Here is an 11,840-nt window from a genome sequence, read left to right on the forward strand (position 1 = left end):
GCGACGGGCCGAAATGGCGCCTGGTTGCATTTTACCATATACAACCTAAGATATTCCCCTGTTCCATTCGCACGTCGATGTGGAGGCGGGAATGTCAGCCGTGCTGGCCAGCCAAGCGACACCGCCCCCGGCGAAGACGCGCCGGCGACTCATCCTCTGCCTCGACGGCACCTGGAACACCGCCGATGGCGAGGAGATCACCAACATCGTCCGCCTGCGGGACATGCTGCAGCCGGGTGTGACCGACGGGGTCGAGCAGCGTATCTATTATGATGAGGGCGTCGGCACGCGCGGCGGGCTCGACACCTATCTCGGCGGCGGCATGGGCCGGGGGCTGGATGTCAATGTGCGCCAAGCCTATCGCTTTCTCAGCCGCTTCTACGAGAAGGGCGACGAGATTTATATCTTCGGCTTTTCCCGCGGCGCCTTCACCGCCCGCAGCCTCGCCGGCTATATCGGCGCCACCGGCCTACTGCATCGCGACAATTGCACGCGCGAGAATGAGGAAGCGACCTGGCTGCACTACCGGACCGATACCAAGGACCGCTACCCCAAGGACGGCCTTCGGCTGGCGCGGCTGTGCCACGAAAATCTGCGCATCCGCACGCTGGGCGTGTTCGACACGGTCGGCTCGCTGGGGATTCCGCTCGATGCCGCCGATTGGCTCACCGGCCGCCGCAGCCAGTACCAGTTTCACGACACGACCCTGTCCTCTGTCATCGACCATTCGCTGCAGGCGCTGGCCATTGACGAGATGCGCCGCTTCTTCCCGCCCTCGCTCTGGCAGGTGCCGCAGCACGCCAATTTCACCACGGTCGAACAGGTCTGGTTTCCCGGTGTGCATTCCGACATTGGCGGCGGCTATGGCGCGGGCGGCATCGGCGCGGTGACGCTGGACTGGATGCTGAACCGCATCGACACGCTCAACGCCGGGGCCGGGCAGGCCTCTCTCAGCTTCCGGCCCGGACACCGGCCGGCCCCGTCGGGCGCAGCGCCGGTGGCGATCCACGAATCCCGCCATGGCTGGCGGTCGATCCTCAGCAATCGCGAGCCATCGCTGCGGGTGATCGCCCAGCAGCGCCCGCCCGACAAGGGCTACACGCTGGCCGCGCTGCCCCCGCACGCCAAGCCGCTCGGCGAATATGTGCACCTTTCGGCGCTGGAACGGCTGATGGGTGGCAACAATGCCAAGGGGGAGGCGTACCGGCCCCGCAACCTCGCCTTCGCGCTCGAACAGTTCTTCGCGCCGGCGCATGTGGCGCTGGCGCACCCCACGGTGGATCTCGGCTTCATGGGCGATGCCGGCCCGCTCGACTGGCTGAACGATCCGGCCGACTTCGCCCGGTTGCAGAGCGCCATGCCACCGGAGCATCACCCGGCTCTGGCGACGGCACGGGCGAACTGGGTCCAGCCGCCCACGCCTCACCCCGCGTCTCAGCCTGCGGCGGCGTCGCCAGCCCCCTAACCTCGCTCAGCCCCGCCCGACAAAGGGGGCGCTGCTGGCCATGATGGTCATGGTGAGGATGTTGGCGTCAAGCGGCAGGCTGGCCATGTGGGCCACCGCGCGGCCGGCATGGCCGGCGTCGAAGGTCGGCTCGACCATGATCTGGCCGTTGGGCTGCAGCACGCCGGTCTTCATCTTCGCCGTCATGTCGGTCTCGGCATTGCCGATGTCGATCTGGCCGCAGGCGATGTTGTGGGCGCGGCCCTCCAGCGCCACCTGCTTGGTGAGGCCGGTGACGGCGTGCTTGGTCGCGGTATAGGAGCCGGTCAGCGGGCGCGGGGCATGGGCCGAGATCGAGCCATTATTGATGATCCGCCCGCCCTTGGGGTCCTGCGCCTTCATCAGCCGCATGGCGTGCTGGATGCACAGGAACACGCCGGTGAGGTTCACATTCACCACATGCTGCCAGTCTGCCAGCGGGATGTCCTCGATCGGCGTGGCCGGCGACCAGCCGCCGGCATTGTTGAACAGCACGTCGAGCCGGCCGAAGCGCTGCTGCACCGCCGCGAACAGCGCCGCCACCGAGGCGGGGTCGGCGACATCGGCGGTGATGGCGTGGCCCCGGCCGTCCATCGCGGCGGCCACCGCCTCCAGCGGCTCGGCCCGGCGCCCGGTGAGCACCACGGTGAAGCCGGCCTCATGGAGGGCGATCGCGGCGGCCTTGCCGATGCCGGTGCCAGCGCCGGTGACGAGGGCGATACGGGGGGCGTTCATGCGGAGTTCTCCCAACGAGCGCGCCGTCGGCCGGCGCCCAGGCCTGTGTGCGGGTGCCCCATCACGGACGGAGGCAGGATTGTGTCACAGTTTCGGACGCGACAAGGAACCCAAAAGCAAATTCGGCGTTGTCAAGGCGAACCCCACGTCTTTCAAAACCGGAGGGCAAATCATGCCTATTCTTTTGTGGCTTATCGGTATCCCGATTCCGATCATTCTTCTGATCTGGCTCCTCACCTGACGGGTGAAGACGCCTTTCACCTGCGGCAATTGCAGGTTTTTACAAAATGGGTTGCCCGTATAAGCATCCGGGCGGCCCATTTTGCTATCGATCGCGCCTCAGCGCCCGTAGGGCGGGCGTGGGATCGAGGTGTGCGCGGCCCGCAGCGCCGCCGACCAGCGCTCGCGCAGATCGTGGAAATAGGGCTCGCCCGGCTCGATGCGGTAGTTCAGTTCGGCCTGCCCGCCATCGCGGCGCGCCACCAGAATGTCGATCGGCATGCCGACACCGAGATTCGAGCGCATGGTCGAATCCATCGAAATCAGCGCGGATTTCAGCCCGTCATAGAGATCGGTGTCGAAGGTGATCGAGCGGTCCAGCACCGGCTTGCCATATTTGTGCTCGCCGATCTGCAAAAACGGCGTGTCGCTGGTGCATTCGATGAAATTGCCGGCGGCGTAGATCATGAACAGCCGCATGCGCCCGCCATTCACCTGCCCGCCGAACAGGAACGAGACGTCGAAGCGCAGATCCGCCTCCTTCAGCGCCGCGCCGTAGAGATCATAGACATGGCGCACCGCCCGCCCGACCAGCTGGGTGGCGCGGAACATGCTGCTGCAGGTCGAGAGCGTCTCCTTGGCCCCGGTCTCCGGGTTCTCCAGACCCTCCTGCAGCGTGCTGATCACAGCCTGCGAGATCGACAGGTTGCCGGCGGTGGACAGCGCCAGCACATGCCGGCCCGGCTCCTCGAAGACGTGGAGCTTGCGGAAGGTCGAGACGTTGTCGAGGCCGGCATTGGTCCTCGTATCGGCGATCATGACGAGGCCGTCACGCACCAGAATGCCGCAACAATAGGTCATGAAAGGCACTTCCCCCATCCGCGCCGGCGCCAGAAGGCGCCGCCCCGCGCCCTTATACCGGGCCGCTTTCCTGCGGGGCAACCTCAGCGATGCACGTTACGCCCGATCGCTCAGCCCTGAACCTGGCGACTCGACTGGTCAACCTTGAGGGCGACGGTGAGGTTTTCGTCGCCGCCACCATAGCGATTGCCCCGCACCGGGGCCGCGCCGAGATAGTCGAGCCCGACGGCGAGGCGCACATAGGCCTCGGTCGGGCACTGGCCCTGGGCGGCGTCGAAGCCGATCCAGCCGAGCCCCTCGATATAGGCTTCCGACCAGGCATGCCCGGCCTGATGGCCGGCGCGCTGCTCCGCCTCGGCGCCGTCGCCGACGAGATAGCCGCTCACATAGCGCGCCGGCACGCCGATATGGCGGGCGCAGGTGGTGAAGACATGGGCGAAGTCCTGGCACACGCCGCGCTTGGCCTTGAAGGCGGCGGCGGCGGTGGTGGAGACATGGGTCGGGTCGGCGTCGAACTCGATCGCCGCCGTGATCGCGTCCATCAGCGCGTGCAGCCGGGCGATGCGGTCGCTCTCGCCGCCGCTGGCGGCCTGCGCGAAGGTCATGAGGTCGGCGTCGGGGGTGGTGAGGTCGGTGGTGCGCAGGAAGAACGAGGGCGGAAAACGCTCGTTTATGCCGCGAATGACCCCGGCGGTGTCCTGTGTCTCGACCTCGCCCTCCACCAGCACCCGCAGCTCCTTGATCGGGCCGTCGAGGGCGAAGGTGTGGGTCAGGTTGCCGAAGGCGTCCTGGTGGGCGCGCAGCTGGCAGCCTTCCGAGACGTCGATGCGCCAGGTGACGACATACTGGCCATCATGGTTGCGCGGCGTCAGGCGCAGGGTCTGGATCGCGCCATTGGCCGGCGGATCATAGGTGTAGATGGTCGCGTGATTGACATGGATACGCATGACGCAGGCCGGTTCAGAGCAGGTACTGCTCGTTGACGATGGAGCCGAGGCGGTTGTTCTCGGTCACGAAAGTGTCGATGTATTCGTGCAGGCCGGTCTGGAAAATGTCCTCCATGCGGCTGTTGCCGAGCCGGGTCAGGGTCGAGCGCGCCAGCCTCTGCGAGCCGCCCTGGCGGCCGTAATAGGCGGCGATATCGTCGAGATAGCGCGTTATGTTCTGGTAGCAACTGGTCAGCGAGCGCGGCATCTGCGCGTTGAGGATCAGAAGATCCGCCACCAGCCACGGCTTCACGCTTTCGCGGTAGACCCAATGGAACGAGGTCAGCGCCGACACCGAGCGCAGGATCGAGGCCCACTGGAAATAGTCGAGCGGGCCGCCAATGTGCTCGGAATCCGGCAGCAGCACATGGTATTTCACGTCGAGGATGCGGGCGGTGTTGTCGGCGCGCTCGACATACATGCCCACGCGCGAGAACCAGAAGGCGTCGTTGCGCAGCATGGTGCGGTAGGCGGCGCCGTCGAAGCGCAGCGAGGTTTCCTTGACGAAGGACATGAAGCGCGCCAGCTCCTCGCGCGTCATGTTCTTGGTGGAATAGCGCTTCAGCTCCAGCCAGGAGGAGTTGATCGTCTCCCACATCTCCATGGTCAGCGCGGTGCGGACCGAGCGGGCATTGGTGCGGGCGATCTCGAAGCAGTTGCGGATCGAGGACGGGTTTTCTGGTGAAAACGCCAGGAAGGTGATGACGTTCTGCTCGCTGATGTCGTCGCCATACACCGCCTTGAACTGCTCGGCGCAGCCGGCGGTGAGCAGGGCCGAGCGCCACTCATTGGTGGAGCCGCCATAGGCCGCCGGCAACTGGGCGAGACGCTGCGTCACATCGAGGATGCGGGCGAGGCAATCCGCCCGCTCCATGTAGCGGGACAGCCAGTAGAGATTGTCGGCAGTACGAGAGAGCATGGGACCCGCGTTCTATTTGGCGTTGCGCCAGGCGAGCGTGGCGACGCCCGCCGCGATCAGCAGCGAACCGCCGACCCGGTTGATGATAGCGACCATGCGCGTGTTCTGCACCGCCCCGCGCAGGCGGCCGGCGAGCAGCGCGTAGCCGAAGGCATTGGCGGCGGCGAGCACGAGGAAGGTCGCCTCGAAGATCGCCAGCTGGGTGAGGAAATCCCGGCCCGGATCGAGGAATTGCGGCAGGAAGGCCACGAAGAAGGTGATGCTCTTCGGGTTCAGCGCCGTGACCACCCAGGCATGGGCGATCATGGCCCCGGCCGAGCCCGCCGGGCGGGCCTCGCCGAAGCTCGCCTGTCCGCCGGCGCGCCAGAGCTTGATGCCGAGCCAGATCAGATAGGCGGCGCCGACCCATTTCAGCGCGGTGAACAGCGTCGCCGAGGTGGCGAGCAGGGCGCCGAGGCCGAGCATGGACAGCGTCATGGCGGTGAAGTCGCCCAGCGCCACGCCGAGGGCGACCGGAAACGCCACCTTGCGCCCTTGGCCGAGCGCATAGGAGACCACGAGCAGGATGGTCGGCCCGGGGATCACCAGCAGGACCGCCGAGGCGGCGACGAAGGCCAGCCAGGTTTCAATCGACATCTGCGCTCCCCCTCATTGCATTCCAGAGAGCACCGTCATCCTGAGGTGCGAGCGAAGCGAGCCTCGAAGGATGCTCATCTGGGGCGATATCCCTCAAAGCCCGGTTGCGCCGGGCTCCTCAGGATGACGTGGTGTTTTCCGTCGCTAGAACGCCGAACTCAGCTCTCCTCCAGCACCCAGGTGTCCTTGGTCCCGCCGCCCTGGCTGGAATTGACCACCAGCGAGCCGGCCTCCAGCGCCACGCGGGTCAGCCCGCCCGGCACGATCCGCACCTTGTCGGACCCCGTCAGCACGAAGGGGCGCAGATCGACATGGCGCGGGGCGATGCCTTCCTCGACGAAGGTCGGGCAGGTCGACAAAGCCAGCGTCGGCTGGGCGATGAAATTGTTCGGGTCCTGCTTCAGCTTGGCGCGGAACAGCTCGATCTGCGCCTTGTCGGCGCGCGGGCCGATCAGCATGCCGTAGCCGCCCGAGCCGTGCACTTCCTTCACCACCAGCTCGTTCAGATGGTCGAGCACATATTTCAGGTGGTCCGGCTCGCGGCAGCGCCAGGTCGGCACGTTCTTCAGCAGCGGCTCCTCGCCGAGATAGAAGCGGATGATGTCAGGCATGTAGCTGTAGACCGCCTTGTCGTCGGCGACGCCGGTGCCGACCGCATTGGTCAGCGTGACGTTGCCGGCATTGTAGGCGCTCATCAGCCCCGGCACGCCGAGCGCGCTGTCGGGACGGAAGGCGAGGGGATCGATGAAATCGTCATCGAGCCGGCGATAGATGACATCGACCCGGCGCGGCCCCTCGGTGGTGCGCATGTAGACAATGTCGTTGCGCACGAACAGGTCGCGGCCTTCCACCAGTTCCACGCCCAGCTTGTCGGCGAGGAAGGAGTGCTCGTAATAGGCCGAATTATAGATGCCGGGGGTCAGCACCACGACAGCCGGGTCGCTGTTGGACGTGCCCGGCGCCAGCGATTTCAGCGTCGCCAGCAATTCGTCGGTGTAGTTCTCGACCGGCGCGACGCGGTTTTCCGCGAACAGCTCCGGGAAGAGCCGCATCATGATCTCGCGGTTCTCTAGCATGTAGGAGACGCCGGAGGGCGTGCGGGCATTGTCCTCCAGCACATAGAACGTGTCGGCGTCGACACGCACCACGTCGATGCCGGCAATGTGCACATAGAGGTCGTGCGGCACCTTCTGGCCGTTCATTTCCGGCCGGAAGGCGGGGTTCTGGTACACCAGATCCTCCGGCACCACGCCGGCTTTCAGGATCTCGCGCCGGGAATAAATGTCCTTGAGGTAGAGGTTCAGCGCCTTGGTGCGCTGTTCCAGCCCCAGCGACAGCCGGCGCCACTCACCCCCGGTGAGGATGCGCGGGATGATGTCGAAGGGGATCAGGCGCTCCTGCGCATCGCTCTCGCCATAGACGGCGAAGGTGATGCCGATGCGCCGGAATATGAACTCCGCCTCCCGGCGGCGATAGTCCAGCACGTCGGGCGGCACATTGCTCAACCAGCGGGAGAGCGCGGCGTAAGCGGGCCGGATCGAACCGTCCGCATTGGTCATTTCGTCGAAGGCGACGCTCATTGGTGCAAATCTACTCCCCAACTCAGCCAAGTTAGCTACAAAGCTCGTGCCAGCGGAAGGGGAGGAACCTCTCCCGCCGCGATAATTGCGAGATTGCGCACCATCTGCCTGTTTTAGCGGCATTGTGCCCTTGCAAGCGGCGACCGGTGCAGTGAATTGCGGCGGATGGCGGTATCGTCATCCCGAAGTGGGAGGAGAATCGAATGGCGGGCGCGGCAGAGCCGGTGACGGCGGCGGTCCTGGTCATTGGCGACGAGATACTTTCCGGGCGCACCAAGGACCGGAACATCGGCTATATCGCCGAATATCTCACCGCCATCGGCGTCGACGTGCGCGAGGTGCGGGTGGTGCCCGACATCGAGGACGAGATCGTCGGCGCGGTGAACGCGCTGCGCGCCCGCTACACCTATGTCTTCACCACGGGCGGCATCGGCCCGACCCATGACGACATCACCGCCGATTCCGTGGCGAAGGCGTTCGGGGTCGGCATCGACGTCGACCCCCGCGCCCGCGCCATGCTGCTGGAATACATCAAGCCGGAAGACCTCAACGAGGCGCGGCTGCGCATGGCCCGCATCCCGCACGGCGCCGATCTGGTGGAGAACCCGGTTTCCAAGGCGCCCGGCTTCTGGATCGGCAATGTCATCGTCATGGCCGGGGTGCCGACCATCATGCAGGCCATGCTCGACCAGGTGGCGCCGAAGCTGCGCACCGGCGTGCGCATGCTCTCGCAGACGGTGCGGGCGGACGCGCGCGAGGGCGATGTCGGCGGGCCGCTCGGCGCCATCGCCAAGGCCAACCCGGAAGTGAGCATCGGCAGCTATCCCTTCATGGCCGAGGACGGGCGCCCCAACACCAATCTCGTGGTGCGGGGCCGCGATCCCGAGAAGCTGGCGGCGGCGGTGGCGCAGGTCGAGGCCATGGTAGCGGCGCTGGCGCCGCGGCCGTGAACCCGCCGGTCCGAATTTCCCGTGCGAAGCCGGGAATTTCCACCCGGCGGCACTGGAGAAGGCGCGGCGCTGCCGCTATTGATCGCCGCTGACGTTTCTGCCAGCCTTGCCGGGATTTCGCCTGATGTCCGATGACCGCCAGAACAAGGCCTTTCCGGTCTCCTGGGATCAGTTCCACCGCGACGCGCGCGCCCTGGCGTGGCGTCTGGCCGGCGCCGGCCCGTTTGAGGGCATCGTCTGCATCACGCGGGGCGGGCTGGTGCCGGCGGCGATCGTGGCGCGCGAGCTCGGCCTGCGCATGATCGAGACGGTGTGCATCGCCAGCTATCACGACTACACCAAGCAGGGCGAGATGCAGGTGCTCAAGCCCATCGCCGAGGTGGTGACGTCGGTAGCGGGCGAGGGCGGCAAGGGGCTGCTGGTGATCGACGATCTGGTCGATACCGGCAAGACGGCACGGCTGGTGCGCGATATGCTGCCTTCCGCGCATTTCGCCACCGTCTATGCCAAGCCGCTCGGCCGGCCGCTGATCGACACCTTCATCACCGAGGTGAGCCAGGATACGTGGATCTATTTCCCGTGGGACATGGGGCTGAGCTTCCAGCCGCCGATCCGCGACGGGGTAGCGTGAGGACAGGACATGCCCGGCAGCAGCACTGAAAACCCGGAAGACGAAAACGACGAGGGCTATGAAGCCGCCTTCGACCAGCACCGCGCGGCGCTCTACGACATGCTCATGGAGTATGCCGACGATCACGACCTGAGCGACGGCTTCATGGCGGTTCTGGCCTCGGATATCGGCCTGTCGCTGCGCATGGTCGCCTATGCCTCCGAGACGGAGAAGCCCTCGGTCGGTGGGCTGCGGCTCGACCTCGACCGCTATGCCCGCGAGCTCGGCGACAGCGTGCGCGACGCCAAGAAGTACGCCGCCGAGTTCATCGCCGAAGCCAAGGCCGCGCAGGAAGCGGACGATGCGGAGGACGACGAGGACGAGGACGAAGACGACACCGGACCGGACGAGGATGGCTCGGACGGGAGCGATGCGGACGGCGACCCGAAAAGCCGCCCGTCCTGAGGCACGGGAGCCGGCGGGCGCCTCGCCTTTCGGCTTCCCCTGCGCTATGCCGGAGGTGCGGCAAATCGCGCCGCTTAGGGAACCTTACCGATGACCCCCGCGATCATTTCCGGCATTCTTCTCTCGCCGATCACGGCCTTCGTCGCGCGTCTCCTGCTTGTGTTCATGTTCCTCGGCAGCGCCATAGCCAAGATCACCGACTTCGCCGGCGCTGAGGCCGAGATGGCCCATTTCGGCCTCAGCCCGCCGTGGCTTTTCGCGGCGGCGACCATCCTCACCCAACTTGCCGGCGGGCTGCTGATCCTGCTGAACCGGGCCACCTGGCTGGGCGCCGGGGCACTGGGCGTCTTCACCCTGCTGACCATCCCCATCGCGCACCATTTCTGGAGCATGGAAGGGCCGATGGCGCAGATCGAATTCTATTTCGCGGTCGAGCATCTCGCGGTGCTCGGCGGCATGCTGCTGGTCGCCATACTGGCCGAGCGCACGCGCGCGGCCTGACAGCGGCACGGGCCGGGCGCATGCGCGGCCTAACGGTGAAAAGTGTAACGGGAGCTCCTATGACGACCGCGCTGCGCACGATCGACCCTACCAGCGATGCGGCGATCGCCGCTTCCGTGACGCCGCGCCCCATCGAAGAGATCGGCGAGCGGCTCGGCGTGCCGCCCGCCGCGCTCTACCGCTACGGCCCGGACAAGGCGAAGATCGCGCTCGACGTCGCCCGCGCCGCCGAGGCGAAGGCGGATGGCAAGCTCATCCTCGTCACCGCCATCAACCCGACCCCGGCGGGCGAGGGCAAGACCACCACCACCATCGGCCTCGGCGATGCGCTGGCCCGCGCCGGCAAGCGCGTCGCCATCGCCCTGCGCGAGCCGAGCCTCGGCCCGGTGTTCGGCTCCAAGGGCGGAGCGACCGGCGGCGGCCATGCGCAGATCGTGCCGATGCAGGACATCAACCTGCATTTCACCGGCGATTTCCACGCCATCAGCGCCGCGCACAACCTGCTCGCCGCCGCCATCGACAACCACATCTACTGGGGCAACGCCCTCGACATCGACACCCGCCGCATCAACTGGCGGCGCGTGGTCGACCTCAACGACCGCGCGCTGCGCAGCGTCGTGGTCGGCCTGGGTGGGCCGGCCAACGGGTTTTCCCGCGAGGACGGCTTCGACATCACCGTCGCCAGCGAGGTGATGGCGATCTTCTGCCTCGCCCGCTCGCTGGAGGATCTGGAGGAGCGGCTCGGCCGCATGGTGGTGGCGCAGAACCGCGCCCGCCAGCCGATCACCGCCGGCCAGCTGAAAGTGACGGGGGCGATGACCGCGCTGCTGCGCGACGCCTTCCAGCCCAATCTGGTGCAGACATTGGAAGCAACGCCGGCCGTCGTTCACGGCGGCCCCTTCGCCAACATCGCCCATGGCTGCAATTCGGTGATGGCCACCCGCACCGCGCTCGGCCTCGCCGATTATGTCGTCACCGAAGCCGGCTTCGGCGCCGATCTCGGGGCGGAGAAGTTCCTGGACATCAAGTGCCGGCAGGCCGGGCTCACGCCCTCCGTCGTCGTCATCGTCGCCACGGTGCGGGCGCTGAAGATGCATGGCGGCGTGGCGCAGAAGGACCTCGGGCCGGAAAATGTCGCCGCCGTTTCCGCCGGCACCTCCAACCTCGTGCGCCACATCGAGAACATGAAGGCGTTCGGCCTGCCCGCCGTGGTGGCGATCAACCGCTTCACCAGCGACACGCCGGCCGAGATCGAGGCGATCAAGGCCGCCTGCGCGGCGGTGGGCGCGAGCGTGCATCTGTGCTCCCACTGGGCCGAGGGCTCGGCCGGGGCGATGGGCCTCGCCGAGGAAGTGGTGACGCTGGCCGCCGGCCCCTCCCACTTCCGCCCGCTCTATGACAGCGCCCTGCCGCTGGTGCAGAAGATCGAGGCCATCGCCACCCGCATCTACCGCGCCGGTTCGGTGGCGATCGAGCCCGCCGCGCTGCGCAAGCTCGCCGAATTCGAGGCTCAGGGCTATGGCGACCTGCCGATCTGCATGGCCAAGACGCAGTACAGCTTCTCCGCCGACCCGACCCGGCGCGGCGCGCCGGAAGGCTTCGTGCTGCCGGTGCGCGATGTGCGCCTCTCCGCCGGCGCCGGCTTCATCGTGGCGCTGTGCGGCGACGTGATGACCATGCCGGGCCTGCCCTCGCGCCCGGCGGCGGAAGACATCTTCGTCGACGAGACCGGCTTCATCGGTGGGGTGTTTTAAGCGCATCCCCGAACGCGGCGGATCGCCACCGCTGAAAGCCTCGCGGGCGTGGCGAAACTGGTAGACGCAACGGACTTAAAATCCGTTTCTCTCTGAGAGTGCCGGTTCGAGCCCGGCCGCCCGCACCAGTCCCTTCCCCTG

The 11,840-nt window shown here is 66.8% G+C and carries 12 protein-coding genes and 1 tRNA gene; 7 read left to right on the forward strand and 6 right to left on the reverse strand.

Features of this window, described 5'->3' with window-relative positions; genetic code table 11:
• Positions 1-91: 91 nt before the first annotated feature.
• Positions 92-1,465, forward strand: coding sequence for a DUF2235 domain-containing protein (locus BLO63_RS02635; protein ID WP_091436492.1), 1,374 nt, complete (start codon positions 92-94; stop codon positions 1,463-1,465).
• Positions 1,466-1,471: 6 nt separating this feature from the next.
• Here BLO63_RS02635 and BLO63_RS02640 read toward each other — a convergent pair whose 3' ends face one another.
• From BLO63_RS02640 to BLO63_RS02665, 6 genes are all read right to left on the reverse strand, one after another.
• Complete coding sequence (locus BLO63_RS02640) at positions 1,472-2,218, reverse strand: SDR family oxidoreductase (RefSeq protein WP_091436494.1); 747 nt, start codon at positions 2,216-2,218, stop codon at positions 1,472-1,474.
• Positions 2,219-2,557: 339 nt separating this feature from the next.
• Entirely contained in the window at positions 2,558-3,298 is a 741-nt protein-coding gene (locus BLO63_RS02645; RefSeq protein ID WP_091436496.1) for a proteasome-type protease, read from the reverse strand.
• Between the two features lie 110 nt (positions 3,299-3,408).
• Positions 3,409-4,245 (reverse strand): transglutaminase family protein, encoded by an 837-nt coding sequence (locus BLO63_RS02650; RefSeq protein WP_091436498.1) that lies wholly within the window; start codon positions 4,243-4,245, stop codon positions 3,409-3,411.
• Positions 4,246-4,258: 13 nt separating this feature from the next.
• On the reverse strand, positions 4,259-5,203 hold the full coding sequence (locus tag BLO63_RS02655) for an alpha-E domain-containing protein (RefSeq protein ID WP_091436500.1): 945 nt from the start codon (positions 5,201-5,203) through the stop codon (positions 4,259-4,261).
• A 12-nt stretch (positions 5,204-5,215) separates the two neighbouring features.
• Positions 5,216-5,839 carry a LysE family translocator gene (locus BLO63_RS02660; RefSeq protein WP_091436502.1) on the reverse strand — a complete coding sequence of 208 codons (624 nt, stop codon included), beginning with the start codon at positions 5,837-5,839 and terminating at the stop codon, positions 5,216-5,218.
• Between the two features lie 158 nt (positions 5,840-5,997).
• Positions 5,998-7,419 (reverse strand): circularly permuted type 2 ATP-grasp protein, encoded by a 1,422-nt coding sequence (locus BLO63_RS02665; protein WP_091436504.1) that lies wholly within the window; start codon positions 7,417-7,419, stop codon positions 5,998-6,000.
• 203 nt (positions 7,420-7,622) lie between these two features.
• On the opposite strand from BLO63_RS02665, the gene BLO63_RS02670 reads away from it, so the two are divergent.
• The 6 genes from BLO63_RS02670 to BLO63_RS02695 all read left to right on the forward strand — a co-directional run bounded on the left by BLO63_RS02670 (position 7,623) and on the right by BLO63_RS02695 (position 11,827).
• Positions 7,623-8,369: a competence/damage-inducible protein A gene (locus tag BLO63_RS02670; protein ID WP_091436506.1), complete on the forward strand. Its 747-nt coding sequence runs from the start codon at positions 7,623-7,625 to the stop codon at positions 8,367-8,369.
• Positions 8,370-8,493: 124 nt separating this feature from the next.
• Positions 8,494-9,000 (forward strand): xanthine phosphoribosyltransferase, encoded by a 507-nt coding sequence (gene gpt / locus BLO63_RS02675; protein WP_091436507.1) that lies wholly within the window; start codon positions 8,494-8,496, stop codon positions 8,998-9,000.
• 9 nt (positions 9,001-9,009) lie between these two features.
• Positions 9,010-9,444 carry a hypothetical protein gene (locus tag BLO63_RS02680; RefSeq protein WP_091436509.1) on the forward strand — a complete coding sequence of 145 codons (435 nt, stop codon included), beginning with the start codon at positions 9,010-9,012 and terminating at the stop codon, positions 9,442-9,444.
• A 90-nt stretch (positions 9,445-9,534) separates the two neighbouring features.
• Entirely contained in the window at positions 9,535-9,945 is a 411-nt protein-coding gene (locus BLO63_RS02685) for a DoxX family protein (protein WP_091436511.1), read from the forward strand.
• A gap of 59 nt (positions 9,946-10,004) precedes the next feature.
• Positions 10,005-11,699 carry a formate--tetrahydrofolate ligase gene (locus tag BLO63_RS02690; protein WP_091436512.1) on the forward strand — a complete coding sequence of 565 codons (1,695 nt, stop codon included), beginning with the start codon at positions 10,005-10,007 and terminating at the stop codon, positions 11,697-11,699.
• A gap of 42 nt (positions 11,700-11,741) precedes the next feature.
• Positions 11,742-11,827, forward strand: a tRNA-Leu gene (locus tag BLO63_RS02695).
• The last annotated feature ends 13 nt before the right edge of the window (positions 11,828-11,840 follow it).

The sequence above is a fragment of the Ancylobacter rudongensis genome, assembly GCF_900100155.1.
Classification (GTDB): Bacteria; Pseudomonadota; Alphaproteobacteria; order Rhizobiales; family Xanthobacteraceae; genus Ancylobacter; species Ancylobacter rudongensis.